This is a genomic window from Photobacterium sanguinicancri (assembly GCF_002265265.1).
In the GTDB taxonomy this organism is placed as follows: domain Bacteria; phylum Pseudomonadota; class Gammaproteobacteria; order Enterobacterales; family Vibrionaceae; genus Photobacterium; species Photobacterium sanguinicancri.
Map to the genome: position 1 here is coordinate 16664 of NZ_NOIF01000008.1, position 16598 is coordinate 33261.

General features: G+C 43.8%; 11 protein-coding genes and 1 CRISPR repeat array. Of the genes, 7 read left to right on the plus strand and 4 right to left on the minus strand.

Features of this window, described 5'->3' with window-relative positions; translation table 11 throughout:
* Nucleotides 1-70: 70 nt before the first annotated feature.
* The 6 genes from cas1f (at nt 71) to cas6f (ending at nt 8400) form a co-directional block, all read left to right on the plus strand.
* Nucleotides 71-1054, plus strand: a complete 984-nt coding sequence (gene cas1f, locus ASV53_RS02600; protein ID WP_094955974.1) for a type I-F CRISPR-associated endonuclease Cas1f — start codon at nt 71-73, stop codon at nt 1052-1054.
* Between the two features lie 2 nt (nt 1055-1056).
* Nucleotides 1057-4392 carry a type I-F CRISPR-associated helicase Cas3f gene (cas3f, locus tag ASV53_RS02605; protein WP_094955975.1) on the plus strand — a complete coding sequence of 1112 codons (3336 nt, stop codon included), beginning with the start codon at nt 1057-1059 and terminating at the stop codon, nt 4390-4392.
* Between the two features lie 216 nt (nt 4393-4608).
* A complete protein-coding gene (csy1, locus tag ASV53_RS02610) occupies nt 4609-5913 on the plus strand; it encodes a type I-F CRISPR-associated protein Csy1 (protein WP_094955976.1) in 1305 nt (434 codons plus the stop codon).
* Nucleotides 5913-6848 carry a type I-F CRISPR-associated protein Csy2 gene (csy2, locus tag ASV53_RS02615; protein WP_094955978.1) on the plus strand — a complete coding sequence of 312 codons (936 nt, stop codon included), beginning with the start codon at nt 5913-5915 and terminating at the stop codon, nt 6846-6848. Before csy1 ends, csy2 begins: the two co-directional genes overlap by 1 nt.
* An 11-nt stretch (nt 6849-6859) precedes the next feature.
* Nucleotides 6860-7843 carry a type I-F CRISPR-associated protein Csy3 gene (gene csy3, locus ASV53_RS02620; RefSeq protein ID WP_094955979.1) on the plus strand — a complete coding sequence of 328 codons (984 nt, stop codon included), beginning with the start codon at nt 6860-6862 and terminating at the stop codon, nt 7841-7843.
* 2 nt (nt 7844-7845) lie between these two features.
* Nucleotides 7846-8400, plus strand: a complete 555-nt coding sequence (cas6f, locus tag ASV53_RS02625) for a type I-F CRISPR-associated endoribonuclease Cas6/Csy4 (RefSeq protein ID WP_094955980.1) — start codon at nt 7846-7848, stop codon at nt 8398-8400.
* A gap of 136 nt (nt 8401-8536) precedes the next feature.
* Nucleotides 8537-11686: a CRISPR direct-repeat array (repeat unit 28 nt; unit sequence CTTCACTGCCGAACAGGCAGCTTAGAAA).
* Between the two features lie 128 nt (nt 11687-11814).
* Here the strand turns inward: cas6f and ASV53_RS02630 are convergent.
* From ASV53_RS02630 to ASV53_RS02645, 4 genes are all read right to left on the minus strand, one after another.
* Complete coding sequence (locus tag ASV53_RS02630; RefSeq protein ID WP_094955981.1) at nt 11815-13008, minus strand: NupC/NupG family nucleoside CNT transporter; 1194 nt, start codon at nt 13006-13008, stop codon at nt 11815-11817.
* 383 nt (nt 13009-13391) lie between these two features.
* Nucleotides 13392-14402, minus strand: a complete 1011-nt coding sequence (locus tag ASV53_RS02635) for a manganese-dependent inorganic pyrophosphatase (protein WP_094955982.1) — start codon at nt 14400-14402, stop codon at nt 13392-13394.
* 297 nt (nt 14403-14699) lie between these two features.
* Complete coding sequence (locus ASV53_RS02640; RefSeq protein WP_094955983.1) at nt 14700-15224, minus strand: NADPH-dependent FMN reductase; 525 nt, start codon at nt 15222-15224, stop codon at nt 14700-14702.
* 67 nt (nt 15225-15291) lie between these two features.
* Complete coding sequence (locus tag ASV53_RS02645) at nt 15292-15429, minus strand: VOC family protein (RefSeq protein ID WP_205049174.1); 138 nt, start codon at nt 15427-15429, stop codon at nt 15292-15294.
* 177 nt (nt 15430-15606) lie between these two features.
* On the opposite strand from ASV53_RS02645, the gene ASV53_RS02650 reads away from it, so the two are divergent.
* Nucleotides 15607-16512, plus strand: a complete 906-nt coding sequence (locus tag ASV53_RS02650; protein WP_062688998.1) for a LysR family transcriptional regulator — start codon at nt 15607-15609, stop codon at nt 16510-16512.
* Nucleotides 16513-16598: the final 86 nt, after the last annotated feature.

Below are 16598 nucleotides of genomic sequence, written 5' to 3' on the forward strand. Positions count from 1 at the left end.
GCCTTGCATCACGATAAGTCGGGACGGTATGAGTGAAACTAAGGTTTAACATCAATCATTAGGTGAATCTATGGCCAAAGTAATCAGTCCTAGCGATCTGAAAACGATCCTACACTCCAAGCGTGCCAATCTTTACTACTTGCAGCATTGTCGTGTATTGGTAAATGCAGGGCGAGTTGAATATGTTACCGACCAAGGTAAAGAAAGCCTGTATTGGAATATTCCTATCGCAAATACGACCGCACTAATGCTAGGTACAGGCACATCGATTACGCAAGCGGCAATGCGGGAGTTAGCCAAAGCTGGGGTTCTGGTTGGTTTTTGTGGTGGTGGTGGAACACCGTTGTACTCGGGCAACGAAGTACAAGTAGACGTGTCTTGGTTACTTCCTCAGTCTGAATATAGACCAACAGAGTATCTCCAACAATGGGTAAGTTTTTGGTTTGACGACCATCATCGCCTTGAAGCTGCAAAGCTATTTCAATTAGAACGCATAAAGCAAATTCGTAAGCACTGGCTGTCTACCAACATCAAAAAAGACTTCACTCTTAATGGTGAACAGCTAGAAAGTGCATTGAATCGCTTTGAAGATAAAATGCAAACCTGTGCCACTACGCAAGATCTTCTCTCTTTAGAAGCAACCACCACTAAAACGCTTTATAAGCTCGCTTGCCATGCCAGCCAATATGGCGATTTTACCCGCTCTGAAAGGGGTAACAGCAGTGATATAGCTAACCGATTTTTAGACCATGGTAATTATCTCGCTTACGGTTTGGCTGCAACAGCATGTTGGGTGATTGGCCTGCCTCATGGATTAGCGGTATTACATGGTAAAACGCGCCGAGGTGGGTTGGTGTTTGACGTCGCAGATATAATTAAAGATGCGTTAATATTACCTCAAGCCTTTATCGCTGCCATGGAAGGAGACGACGAACAAGAGTTTCGTCAGCGATGCTTAAATCAGTTCCGCTCAGCCCATGCATTAGATGTGATGATCGATACACTGCAAAGCACGGCTTCAGCATTGGCGCAAAATAACAAAGTGGAGCAGTAAGGGTGAATATTTTATTGGTTTCTGAGTGCAGCAAACAAGCCTTACCAGAAACACGCCGCGTCTTAGACCAATTTGCAGAGCGTAAAGGTAGGCGAACATGGCAGACGCCAATCACCTATGAAGGGCTAAAAACATTAAGACAATTACTAAAGAAAACAGCAAGGCGCAATACCGCTGTCGCTTGCCATTGGGTGCGTGGTAAAAACCATACTGAATTAATGTGGGTTGTTGGTAATCGTCGCAAGTTTAATTTAGATGGCAGTGTTCCAACTAATACGACTCAGCGGGATATTCTTCGAAGCCAAGACGAAAATAACATGAATAGCATTCAAACTTCCGCTCTCATGGCTGGAATTGCTGCTCTGTTTCATGATTTTGGGAAAGGTAACAAACTGTTTCAACAAAAACTAAAACCTAAATCAAAAAGCAAAGGGTTCGAACCTTACCGCCACGAGTGGCTATCTTGCCAACTGTTTATTGGTTTTGTGGCAGGCAGAACCGATCAAGAGTGGTTAGAGCATCTTGGTTCCGTTTCTGAAAATGATGACAAACCACTAATTGAAGGTTGTGACCCAACGCAAAGTGTTAGCTTTACTGATTTGTCTCAGTCCCCGCTTGCCCAATGTATTGTCTGGTTGATTTTATCTCATCACCGATTACCAAAATGCCTTGGTGATGGACCAAAACAAGACTTAAATGATGTGGATAGCTGGCTTACGGGCTTTGGCGCCAATTGGAATGCGCTAAACCATTGCATAGATAAGTTTACTCCTGCAGAAAGAGTCGCTGTTACCGTGTTTCCTCACGGTACACCAATGCGAAGTTATAAATGGCGCAGTAAAGCCAAGGAGCTATCGAAGCGTGCATTGAATCAAGCTAACTTGGCGGAGTACGCCTCCCTTGATAAAGCCTTTCCATTACACATTGCTCGCATGGCATTGATGTTGGCTGATCATGCATATTCTTCAGGGGAACCAAATACCTATTGGCAAGATGAAGGCTATAACGCCAATGCCAATACCTACAGAGAAACAGGAAAGCCAAAACAACAGCTTGATGAGCACTGCGTGGGCGTGGCTCATAATGCCTACATATTAGCGCGTACAATGCCTAAGCTTCGCGGGGTAATGCCTGCTATCACCAATCACAAAGGTTTCAAACGTCGCAGCAAAATCAGTAAATTCCGCTGGCAAGATAAAGCCTACGACTGTGCCTACAGCATTGCTGAACAAACTGAGCAACAAGGCTTTTTCGGCGTAAATATGGCATCCACAGGCCAAGGTAAAACCTTTGCAAATGCGCGTATTATGTATGGCCTTTCTAATCCTACAATAGGTTGTCGTTTTAGTGTGGCATTAGGCCTACGTACCCTTACTTTACAAACGGGTGATGCGCTACAGCAAAGGCTGAACTTAGATACTGACGACCTCGCAGTACACATTGGTTCTCAAGCGGTGAAAGAGCTGTTTTATAAGCAAAAGCAGCAAGAAGAACTAGAAAAATTAGAGAGAGCTAGCGAAGGTGGAAGTGAGTCAGAACAGATCTTTGCCGAGCATGAATATGTGCGTTATGACGGTGAAATTGATAACCAGTATTTACATCGTTGGTTAGAAAATAAAGGTGCAGTTCATAAACTAGTAAGTGCTCCAATATCTGTTAGCACCATAGATCATATTATTCCCGTATCAGAAGGCGTGACAGGAGGCCAACAAATTGCGCCTATGTTACGCCTATTAACCAGTGATTTAGTACTCGATGAACCAGATGACTTTTCGTTAGAAGACGATCCAGCACTTGCGCGTTTGGTGTATTTTTCAGGCTTGCTTGGTTCTCGTGTTCTGCTGTCTTCAGCCACGCTACCGCCAGCCTTAGTCACACACTTATTTGCTTGTTACCAAAGTGGGCGTGCGCAATACAATCAAGTGATTGGACAGCAAGTTGCCATGCCTGTTTCATGTGCATGGTTTGATGAATTTGGTGTGAAATCCAGTAGTGCAGGTGGTATCGCTGAATTTAGAGCCAGTCACGATGAGTTTACAAAGCTTAGAGCAGAGAAACTGACCAAACATTCCGAGCATCTACACAAAGGTGACTGGCTGAAAATAGCAGAGGTTAAACTTCCACCGCACCAAGTTATCGAAACTTTTGCTAAAACCGTATATCAAGGAATAACTCAGCTTGCCGTTGATCATAAAACGGTTTCTGAACTGCAAGGCTCTAAAGGGAAAACAGTATCGGCAGGTATTGTTCGCATGGCCAATATTGAGCCTTTAGTGGCTGTAGCAAAGCACTTGTTAGCAACCCCGCCGCCTGAAAATACGCGCATCCATTACTGTATCTATCATAGCCAGCATCCTTTAGCGGTGCGCTCGGCCATAGAGCAACAATTAGATGGGCTGTTGCAACGTGACCGAGACGATCTGCAAGGGATCATCAAAACGCCAGTGGTTGAAGCAGCATTGAACCAATACCCCGAGCAACACCATATTTTTGTGGTACTCGCAACGCCCGTGGCGGAAGTCGGGCGAGATCATGACTATGACTGGGCCGTGGTAGAACCAAGCTCTATGCGCTCGATAATCCAGTTAGCAGGGCGTGTGCAAAGGCACAGGCGCATTGAGCCGCGGAGCACCAATATTTTAGTTTTAAATCAGAACGTTAAGGCGCTTAAAGGCGAAGATAAAGCAGCCTATTCAAAACCTGGATTCGAAAGTAAGCAAACTTTTAGGTTAAGTAAAAATGGCCCCAAGACGCCATGTCTTCAGCTTTCGTCTCATGATTTATGCTTGCAGATGGAAGCAAGCAACCTACATAAAATTAGCTCTTCACCAAGATTTGTTGAACCTGATAGAAGTCAGCTATTTGTAAATAAACAAGTAGGTGGTTTTATTGAACTCGAACATCTCGCTATGAATTTAAAGCTCAGAGATACGGTGAAGCCTTGGTACAGCAACAGCAAAGCGCATTTATTTGCGGAGTTCCAAAAGCAGACACCATTTAGACAAAGTAACCCGTCTATTGATTACGTATGTATGTTGAATGAGCTTGATGAAGAGCCTGTATTCAAACAGTGGGATAGGGTGTCGAATGAACTTATTGACTCGTCTGGTTTTGCGCCTTTTGGCGAGTTGTTGGTGGCTGATAGTAATTCAATTTGGGGGGCCGCAGAGTTGCCTGAGGTTATTGAACAGCTATCCGAATGGCACGATACAGAGTTGCAAGAAACCTGTATTCAGTTTGCTTCGGTTAGCTTACGAGCACCATGCGAGAACGAGTTAGGCAAGCAATGGTTGTATCACCCTGTACTCGGAATTTTTGAAGGGAAAGATATGAGCTAGTGATTATGCTAGCTCAGCAAGCTACCTGTTCGGTAGTAAACGGTATGAAAAATACTGCAGTATATTTCTAAGCTACGCGGAACGTAAAACGAAGATTTTAAGCCAATGGTAGTGAGATGTGAATTAATGCTCAATATGAAACAAATACCACTGTAAGGTTTTGTATTTGATGTTAAATTTACGGTATCTTGTCACACCATATCTTATGGAGGGATAATGGCAGAATCATTAACCAAAGCAATTCATCACTTTATTGAGGATCGCTATCAAACCAAGCGAGAAGCACTCGATAAAGACCATGAAAAGGAACGTAGTCAGGCGACAACGGCGCAAGACATAGAGAGCGTTGACGTCACATTTGCTGATAAGCGAGACAAGCTACGTTCAGATTTTGATGCCTCAAACTGGTTGGATAGCGCAGCGAAAAGGGCTTCGCAGATCAGCATGGCAACCCATGCCGTTAAGTTCACTCATAGTTCCGCCAAAGGCACAAATGTTCTAGCTGCTGACTTAGGGCAAGACAATCGTTATCTAGATACTGCCGTACTACAAATGCCCGCCATTGACGCAGTAGGTAATGCAGCAGCGCTTGATGTCGCAAGGTTATTGCAGCTATCGGATGACAACGGTGAGTCTTTGCTTGATTACTTGAAATTAGATGATGTGTCGTCTTTGAAAGTCATAGCTAAAAATGATACTCAGCTAGAAGAGTGGCGAGTTGGCTTAAAGCAAGCGTTGCTAGATGCCACACCAAGCAGCCACACACTCGCTAAACAAGTTTATTTTCCCATCGCGGATAACGAGTACCACTTGTTAGCGCCGCTGTATTCTTCTTCGCTTTCTCAGGCGATCTATCAAGAGATTAATCACAGCCGCTTTAGCCAAGAGATGGTGGCAGCCCGAGAAGCACGTAAAAAACAAGTACCGCATTCAGAACCTGTTGTGGCATACCCGAACTTAGCCGTGACGATTGCTGGTGGCTCTAAACCACAAAACGTATCACAGCTTAATTCAGGTCGAGGTGGGCGTAATTATCTATTTTCTACTCGTCCTCCTGAGTGGCAATCGCAGCTTAAAGCGCCACTAACCAGTGACAACATCTTTACTCACCCAGAGCTTCGCTATGCCACGCGATTTGCTATCAAGCGCCTAGTGAGCTTTTTGATTCAAGTGAATCAGCAAGAGCGAGAAAGTAACTTAGCTATCCGAAACAAAGTTAAGCGGTTAGTTGATGAAGTGATTGATGAAGTGTTTGCCAAAGTAAGCCAATGGCAGCAATTATCTCTAGGGTGGAGTGACGAGACCAATGAACTACCTGCTGCGCAATGTCGTTGGCTAGATCCCAACAACCCTAAGTGGGATCAGCATGATGACCAATGGCTGCAAGATATTGCTAAAGCATTCGGTGGTTGGTTAGTCGCTAATGTAAATCACTTTGCCAAAGATGAGCTCTCACTCGGCCTTGTGGAATCAAATCAATGGCAAGAAGCCTTTAAGCAAGCACTGTGGGAGATAAGCTAATGGCAGCACAATATCTTATCTTAAAAAACATATGCATCAGTAATGCTAATGCGATTGCTGGGTTTACTTATGGCTTTCCTGCTGTTACGCACTTTCTTGGTTACGTACATGCGTTATCGCGTAAGTTACAGCAAAGCCACGGCATTCGTTTAGACGATGTTGGCATCATGTGTCACCAGCATCAAGTTCATGCTTATCGAGAAAATCAATACGAGCCTTACTCCTTTGCCTTGACTCGAAACCCGTTAACAAAAGAGGGAAAGACAGCGCCGATTAATGAAGAAGGGCGCATGCACTTAACGGTCTCTTTAGTGATTAAAGCAAGCGGTATCAATATTGTTAGTGAGCAAATACGGGATGAACAATGTGCCGCGATCAAAGCGTTAGCCGAAAGGCATAAGTTAGCAGGCGGGCGTATTACTTCTATCGACAGTTGCAAACTGGCTAAGAGTGATTGCCATAAAGCGATTTTGCGCCGTTTATTACCGGGTTTTGTGCTACGTGAACGTTCAGATTTACTGGCTGAAAAGAATGAACAAAGCGGTAGTTCGTTAGGGAACTGGTTGGACTTTTCAGCCCTTAAATTTTCAGCGACAGACGAGCCATTAAGTGACTCGGACGAAAGCGGTAAAGTGAAATGGGAAAAAGTAGCAAAGCCCAAAGGTTACCTAGTGCCAATTCAAATTGGCTACAAGCAAATAGCGCCAACCTACTCAGCAGGAGAAGTCGCTAATGTACGCGACAACCAAACACCAGTGAGCTTTGTTGAGCCAGTGCACAGCATTGGTGAGTGGGTTGGAGCGCCGAGTAAGCTCGAATCTCTACAAGAAATAATGTGGCAATACAATTACCACGCCCCGTTTTATGTATGTCGGACTCAAGAGATTGCAGAGGGCGACACAATGGCTGATGAAGAATTAGATTTCGATTTTTAAGGAAAATAACAATGACAAAATTAACCACCCCTTCCGTATTGGCTTTTGAATCTAAACTTGCGTGTTCAGATGCCGTCATGCTTTCAGGTAACTGGCAAGATCGCGCTGAAAAAAGTGGCTGGACTGCAATTCAAGTAACAGAAAAATCAGTACGTGGTACCATTTCAAACCGCTTGAAAGGCGCGAAAGCCAGTAAAATCGATGCTGAAGTAGAAAAAGCTAACTTACAAACTGTCGATAACGCCGCGTTACCATTTGATTCCGACACACTGAAAGTCACCTTCACATTGCGTGTATTAGGCGACTTAGCTGTGCCATCAACTTGTAATAACCCTGAGTATCAGTCTGCTTTAGCGGATAAGATCTCTAGTTATGTTCAAGCAAATGGCTTTAAAGAACTGGCGAAGCGTTACGCTACCAACTTAGCTAATGGTCGTTTCTTGTGGCGTAACCGCGTAGGTGCAGAGCAAGTAGAAGTGCGTATCAGCCACGGTGAACAGCAGTGGACATTCGATGCACAAGATCTTTGTTTGAAATCTTTTGATCACAATAACGATAAATTAGAGCAAATATCATCTGTTATTGAATTAGGGCTTTTAGGCGAAAAAGCAACACTATTGACAGTTGAAGCCTATGTTCAACTTGGTGAAGCGCAAACTGTTTTTCCATCACAAGAATTGGTAATGAACTCTGGCGACAAGAAGAGTAAGTTCCTTTATCAGCTTGGCGGCCAAGCAGCCATGCACTCGCAAAAAATTGGTAATGCTTTGCGCACGATTGATACTTGGTACCCACAAAGTGACGAGTTTGGTCCAATTGCCATTGAACCATATGGTAGCGTAACCAACCGTGGTGTTGCCTACCGTAAACCAAAAGACAAAACAGATTTCTATAACATTCTTGATAGCTGGATGCTGAAAGATAAAACCCCAGAGCTTAATGATCAACACTACCTAATGGCGATGTTGGTTCGCGGTGGCGTATTCGGAGAGTAATAATGGATTACTACCTTGATATTCAAGTAGAGCCGGATCTCGAAATTACGGCGCCTGCTTTATTAAATAATCTATTCGCCAAGTTCCATCGCGTAATGGCTCAAACTTGCAAAGGGCAGGTTGCAGTAAGCTTTCCAAAGCATGGCCGAGTGCTAGGTGATGTGCTGCGTTTACATGGATCTAAGCCAACTATTGAGTTACTTATGGATCAACCTTGGCTAAAAGGGCTGAGAGATTACACTCAAGTTGGCGATGTGCTGCCCGTTCCATCCGATCTAATTGGTTATCGTACTGTTTCGCGGCTGCAAAAGAAAAGCCCGCAAAACTTGCGTAAGCGATCCATTGCAAAAGGTTGGTTAAGAGAGGAAGAAGCACGGCACAAAATTCCTGATACCAAACAACCACAATTGGATTTACCGTATTTGCAGTTGCAAAGCCTTTCTAATAAAAACGTACTGCGTATTTATGTGAAGCATGGTGATATTACCCAGCAAGCCGTAAACGGTGAATACTCTAGCTATGGTTTTAGTTCACAAGCAACTATTCCTTGGTTCTAGCTTTTTTACCCTATTTTTTTGCTACTTGTAACTCATTGATTTTTAACTAGTGAGTAGGGTAGTTAAAAAATAGGGTTTTTCTTGTTTATTTCCCTCAAGCTCTTTAACAATCAAGCCTTCAGCGATAAAATTAACGCTTCACTGCCGAACAGGCAGCTTAGAAAACCAAGTCCGGCAGACATTCCATGCCAGTAACCTTCACTGCCGAACAGGCAGCTTAGAAACACACAACGGGCTGGAAGATTTCCGACTGTCGCTTCACTGCCGAACAGGCAGCTTAGAAATTGGAGCCTTGCTAATTCCAGTCGCTTTATTTCTTCACTGCCGAACAGGCAGCTTAGAAAAAACCCACCAGAGGGTAGTGAATCATGATGATCTTCACTGCCGAACAGGCAGCTTAGAAAGACAAGAACGCTAATCCATGAGAACCCAAACACTTCACTGCCGAACAGGCAGCTTAGAAAGTAAAGCACGTGAATTTGTCCTGGGCTTATCTCTTCACTGCCGAACAGGCAGCTTAGAAAGACAAGTGCTGCGATCACTTGAAAAAAGAACCCTTCACTGCCGAACAGGCAGCTTAGAAAAGGTGTAAACTCGGGCGGGTCATTCAGTAAATCTTCACTGCCGAACAGGCAGCTTAGAAATAAGAATGCCAGCCTGGAATGGTATCAGTTCACTTCACTGCCGAACAGGCAGCTTAGAAAAGCATACCAGGAGCTTGGTGAGTACTGGAAAACTTCACTGCCGAACAGGCAGCTTAGAAACGCAGAAATGCGCGGCGACCCCGTGGAAGACCCTTCACTGCCGAACAGGCAGCTTAGAAAAATATGTACTGGCGCCTCACCAATCTCGCGTACTTCACTGCCGAACAGGCAGCTTAGAAAATCGAAGGCAACGTCACCGGCTTAATTAAAGGCTTCACTGCCGAACAGGCAGCTTAGAAAGTATTCGTTACATGCCGTGGATTAACCGCATTCTTCACTGCCGAACAGGCAGCTTAGAAATAATCGCTTACGCAACAAAGCAAGGTTATGAGCTTCACTGCCGAACAGGCAGCTTAGAAAGCTGATACTTCGCAAATCGACCATATGTTTTTCTTCACTGCCGAACAGGCAGCTTAGAAAACTTTATTAAAAGCGGTATCTGAATCGGTGTAACTTCACTGCCGAACAGGCAGCTTAGAAACAGAATCACTTTATCTTTTGTTGTGGCCATAAGCTTCACTGCCGAACAGGCAGCTTAGAAAAGTGATAGCAAGGTCACTGAGAGTGACAAGCACTTCACTGCCGAACAGGCAGCTTAGAAAACGGACAACTTTGTCCACGGTCAAACAGTAATCTTCACTGCCGAACAGGCAGCTTAGAAATAGTATGAACCCTGAATACTCACCACTCCAAGCTTCACTGCCGAACAGGCAGCTTAGAAAATCACCGCAGCAGGGTTAGACATCAACCCCATCTTCACTGCCGAACAGGCAGCTTAGAAAGTTGGAATTGGCCAAAAGATTGGACCTAAGAACTTCACTGCCGAACAGGCAGCTTAGAAAGGTGGCTTTCCTTGTCAGGCGTGGTCAATGGCCTTCACTGCCGAACAGGCAGCTTAGAAATTCCAGGCACGCTTGTTACTTCTGACTTATCTCTTCACTGCCGAACAGGCAGCTTAGAAAGGTAACTAAATCAATTGATGACCAGTCAATATCTTCACTGCCGAACAGGCAGCTTAGAAACCCTGAACACTGTTAACGAAATTCCACAACTTCTTCACTGCCGAACAGGCAGCTTAGAAATGGCGAGATTGAGTTATTTTGATGTACTCACCCTTCACTGCCGAACAGGCAGCTTAGAAAGTAACTGTTTGTGTCGTTGTCTAGCTGCCCGACTTCACTGCCGAACAGGCAGCTTAGAAATTAAACGCGGCGAAGAAGAAATCAGCCAAATCCTTCACTGCCGAACAGGCAGCTTAGAAACACGGGCTTGGCGACCATTTCCGACAGTCGGACTTCACTGCCGAACAGGCAGCTTAGAAAAAACACAAACACGCGGCTTGCATCAATAGTGACTTCACTGCCGAACAGGCAGCTTAGAAAACAACAAAGCAAACGGAACTCACATCAACGATCTTCACTGCCGAACAGGCAGCTTAGAAAATGCGCTGAGCAAATGAACGTGCATTCTCAGACTTCACTGCCGAACAGGCAGCTTAGAAAATTGATGTGGTATGCGCAAGTATCCAGCTAGACTTCACTGCCGAACAGGCAGCTTAGAAACCAGCCCTACATACTCTGTTGTTGGTGGTCTTCTTCACTGCCGAACAGGCAGCTTAGAAAGTTCATCATCATGTTGTCGAATGCTTCACCAACTTCACTGCCGAACAGGCAGCTTAGAAAAATTACACCCCACTCACTGACTGAAAATGCACCTTCACTGCCGAACAGGCAGCTTAGAAACACACGTCAAAACATTTAAAAGACACTTAGAACTTCACTGCCGAACAGGCAGCTTAGAAATGTCAAACAATAACGAAGATATGATAAAAAAGCTTCACTGCCGAACAGGCAGCTTAGAAAAGGTACATGCGGTGAGATGGTTGCACACCTGCCTTCACTGCCGAACAGGCAGCTTAGAAATATGAACCAAGGTACGAAAGCAGAAGGCTTGCCTTCACTGCCGAACAGGCAGCTTAGAAATTACTTGCTCACCGTGGTATCTGCGACCGATACTTCACTGCCGAACAGGCAGCTTAGAAAAGTAAGCTACACGGGTTATGCGTCCAAATAATCTTCACTGCCGAACAGGCAGCTTAGAAAAAAAATCAACCCAAGCCCAGCAGAAACGATACCTTCACTGCCGAACAGGCAGCTTAGAAACGCAGATAATGAAGTAATAGCCGACTTGTACTCTTCACTGCCGAACAGGCAGCTTAGAAAAATATCTTGAACCCATCACCTCCCGTGCGGAACTTCACTGCCGAACAGGCAGCTTAGAAATTGATGAGGTTGGGGCTAGATTTGGTAAATACCTTCACTGCCGAACAGGCAGCTTAGAAATGGCCCCCTGCTTTGTTTGATGGTTTATGTTACTTCACTGCCGAACAGGCAGCTTAGAAATGGCCCCCTGCTTTGTTTGATGGTTTATGTTACTTCACTGCCGAACAGGCAGCTTAGAAATGTTTCGATACCGCGAATGTCTGATAGGTTTACTTCACTGCCGAACAGGCAGCTTAGAAATGAAACCACCATAGCTTCAAGTTCAGCACCTTCTTCACTGGCGAACAGGCAGCTTAGAAATTACATGCTTCAGAATATGACCGATGCTAATGCTTCACTGCCGAACAGACTCTATCTAGATAGCAACAAAGCCGACATAAGTCGGCTTTCTTTAGGGTGAATTAATTATGAGGGCAGGGGGAACTGCGTTAGGCCATCATAATGTTAGCGATCATCGCTGAAAGGATACTTACCAAGGTTGAACCATAAAGTAAGCGCAGGCCGAAGCGTGCAACAAGGTTACCTTTTTCTTCGTTCACCCCTTTAACAGCACCAGCAATAATACCGATAGAGCTAAAGTTAGCGAATGACACCAAGAAGATAGAAATTGTACCAACCGTATGAGCAGATAGGGTATCTAGTTGCTCTTGTAGCGCCATCATTGCCACAAACTCGTTCGAAACTAACTTGGTAGCCATAATACTACCGGCTTGCAGTGCTTCGCTTGCAGGAATACCCATCAGCCAAGCGACAGGGTAGAATACATAGCCAATCAAGTCTTGGAAGCTAATACCTAGCGCTACAGTAAAGCCTTTGTTGATCATGGCAATCAGTGAGATAAAGCCAATCAGCATTGCAGCAACGATTACGGCAACTTTAAAGCCCGTTAAAATGTATTCACCTAGCATTTCGAAGAAGGTGACTCTTTCGCCTTCAGCTTCTGCAATCATATCGTCGAAGTTCACTTCTGCTTCATGATCATAAGGGTTGATGATCGACAGAATAATGAAAGTACTAAACATGTTTAAAAATAGCGCCGCCACCACATACTTAGGGGCGATTAGCTGCATGTAAGAACCCACGATAGACATTGAAACGGTCGACATTGCCGTTGCTGCTAAGGTGTACATACGGCGTTCAGACATCTTACCCAGAATATCTTTATAGGTAATAAAGTTTTCAGACTGGCCAACCATTAGCGCACTGATGGCATTGAAAGATTCTAATTTACCCATGCCATTGATTTTAGAGAGTAAGAAGCCAATAGCACTAATAACAACGGGTAGCACTCTAATGTGCTGAAGAATACCGATCAGCGCCGAAATGAACACAATTGGCATTAAAACTTGAAGGAAAAAGTCGAAACCACCGTCATTGATTAGCCCACCGAAAACGAAATTTGTCCCTTCAGCGGCAAAAGCCATTAGGCCATTAAATCCATTTGCGAACTCGGTAACAATACCAGTACCGGCGGATGAATTGAGTAAGAAGTAAGCCACACTCATTTCAATCACGAGTAGCTGAATGATGTAACGAAGTTTTATGCTTTTACGATCTTTGCTCACTAATAAGGCAAGAACGGCGACAACAGCAAGGCCAAAAATAAAATGTAAGTAGGGCATATGTGGTATGTACCAATTGTGATTATTCTCAAATTCTGCGTGTATGCTCGCATGCGGATTACCACTTTAGAGTGACGCAAATCCCATTTACAAAGCTGGTTTAGATGGACTTTATGGCTGATAACCAATTGTGTTGAAGAGATTTAGCGGGATTTTATTCATGCTTAAATACAAAAGTTTCACAAGCATCAATTATGCAACCTGATTTTTAGCGGATGGTACATTAAGCATGTGAATAAATAGAAGGTGCGATTGAAAGAGGGAAAGAAAAGTTGTCGTTATCGAAAAAATTTCACGCGTTTATGTTTAAAAGCCCCGCATATCCGTACGGTATGAAGGGCTTAAATTGAGACCAATTTTGAAGTGTATCAAGCTAAATTTAGCTACTTAGCTTCAACTGCTTTTTGAATGGCAGGGCCAATTTGGCGCTTACGTGAAGTCACACCTTCAAGCACTAGCCATTGTTCAGATGCTTTGCCTTTAAATGCAGCGTTAGCAATTTTTTGATCGGCGCTGTCTATCCATAAAAGATTCGCACGTTTGTTTTTAGTGTCAATTACAGAGAAGAAAAGGTGATCTAAGCCCGCTTCTTTTTTATAGGCCTTCATTGCCGAGATAAATTCAGGCTTTCTATCCAGTAATTGTTGCGCAGTAATGGTTTCCGCAACACCAATGCCCACTTTTTTACCGCCATAAGCAAAGTTTTTGTAATCCAACGTCAGGATGTCAGCGGCGCTAACATGGCTGAGGTCTGATTTTGCCTCAAGCATTTTTTCGCCAAACGCATTGAGATCTTTAATGCCTGCAACTTTAGCCAGCTTTTCAGCATAACTACGGTCGTACTCTGTGGTTGTTGGCGAGCGGAATACCATAGTGTCAGATAAAATACCGCCTAGCGTCGTACATGCAATGTTGGCTGGTAAGGTGATGCCGTGTGTTTCAGCATGGTTTGCAAGAATAGTAGCTGCTGAACCCCATGGGCGAATATCAATGGACGCCACTTGCGTCATGTTAACAGGGTTACCACCAATAGCGTGGTGGTCAACAATGGCAACAATACTTTTTTCATCGACAGATTTATGCAGTTGAGTTTGTTGGTTGAAATCCACTAAGCCAAATTGTTTTGCTGACACATCTTTAAGTAGTTTAGGTGCTGTCGTTTTACAGTACTCAAGTACAAAGCGGCTTTCCGGGTTGATATCTTCTGGTACGGCTGCAGTGCCACCATAGATATAAGCGGCTGCAATTGCGGATGTCACAGTGTCGGTGTCTGGGCTTAAATGACCTGTCCAGACAAGCTTGTCCGTATTGTTTGCTTGGGGAGTTGTCAGATCGAATGCCATGCTTGATGAACTCATCACAGAAAGGAGTACGGCGAGATAACGTAGTTTCATTGTCTAATCCATTATTGTTTTAACTGGGGCTCATAGTGATAGAGGCATATGTAAGCGCATAATGGCTTTTGTACCTTTTGCGAGTTAAATCAAAACAATGAAGGAGTCGATAAGCAAAAGAAGACTGGTTTGACTAACAATTTGAAATATTTACTTACGTGTATACGAGTCAGTCGATTTAATACTCTAGCTTAGAGTTGCTTATTAAATGAATGCTGGCAATAGATGTGATGATTTACGCTGTAATGCAGGATTTAGCACGACAGCGAGAATCATATAATAGAATTTCGTTGTGTATTACTTCAGTAAGGTAACCGCTGATTGAAGTTGATCTAAAATCTCTGGATTTGTCACCGTACAGGTAGAAGGATCAAAGTTGTCATAAAAGCTCGGTACAGAAAGCTGCGCCTTTACGTCACCTGCGAAATAGGGAGCGGAGCCTGCAGCCGCTGCTAATACGTTACTTGCACCGCCAGGGCCTGGTGAGGTTGAAAGCAATAGCATTGGCTTGCCTTGGAAAACTTTTTGATCGATACGTGATGTCCAATCAAAAAGGTTTTTGTAAGCGGCAGTGTATGAACCGTTATGCTCTGCAAAAGAGATAATCAGAGCATCGGCTTCACCAATCTTTTTAAAGAAAGCCTGTGCTTGCGCAGGTTGACCAAGCTCTTGCTCACGCTCCATGCTAAAAATCGGCATTTCGTAATCATTGATATCTAAAACTTCAACATCAGCTTCATTTATGAGTTGGCTAGCAGCTGTTGCTAATTGTTTGTTGATTGACTGCTTACTGTTACTTGCTGCAAATGCTAATACTTTCATGATGATTCCTTAAAGTTCTAATTTTATATTTTTGGATGTTGAGCATTGTTACTGTTCTTAACGCTGACTAGTTGAATGCATTTAATCCAGTATATTCAATAAATTCGATAACGTTACGATCTGGGTCTCGAATAAATAGAGAGAGCCCCGTTGGGTGAGTTACCAGTTCGTGCTGCTGAGTGGAATGCTTTATTTCAACATCCATAAACATGTTTCGTGTTGCTGCTGATGGACTAACTATAAATTACATCGTGAAAATCATTAATAGCCTTATAGTGGATGGATTATTTCCAAATGACTGTTAATTGATGAATGTACGTAATAAAGTGTGTCACTGATAAGCTAATTTAGTTGCCCAGTTTGTCATAGAGAGAGGGAAGTTATGGCGTTTAATGCACATTTACTCGATGGAATGCTCATTTTTGTTGAGGTTGTTAATTGCGGGAGTTTCACAAAAGCAGCTGAAAGTAGTGGTCACTCAACATCGTATATCAGTAAAGAGATAAACAAACTCGAAGAGCGGTTAGGGGTGCGTTTGTTGCATCGTACTACGCGATCATTAAGTCTTACATCTGAAGGTGAAGTTTACTTTCAACAATGCCAGCAGTTACTTTTTGATGCAGAGCAAGCTGAACTCGCCATGACGGGAGGGCAGCTTGAACCACGCGGTTTGCTACGGATTTCATGTCCTATTAGTTTAGGCATATCCAGAATTCGCCCAGTAGTCGCGAAATATATGATGCAATACCCTGAAGTGAACTTGGAGCTGGATCTTAATGATCGTCGGGTTGATATGGTTGCCGAGGGCTTTGACCTTTTAATCCGAGCATCAGCTACGATTGAAGATTCAAGCTTAATATGCCGTCCTATATTTAAGTCACATGGGATCACTCTTGCCTCGCCAGAATATTTATCACGCTATGGAACACCGACACACCCAGCTGATTTGGTGAATCACCGCTGCATTAGCTATAGCAACTTGAAAACGCCGAATGTATGGCAATTTACGGATCAAAATAATCAGATACATCCGATCCAAATACATAGCAAAGTACTGACGAACAGCTCAGAAATGGAGTTGGGTCTTTGCCTTGCGGGCCAAGGTATTACACGGTTACCCAAATTCAATTTAAGGTCAGAAATTGAACAGGGGCTTCTAGTTCCCCTTTTTACGGACTTTAAATTGCAAATCATCAATGTGTATATGATGTACCCCAGTAGGAAGCACATGTCTTCAAAGGTGAGAAGTTTTATTGATTTTGTTTTAAAAGAGCTAGGGGATGATTAAAAAGGCGACTGCATTATATCGATTTAGATGATGGAATAAGTGAAGGGTAAATTTTTCCTCACTTATTTACTCTAACAAAAACCGGC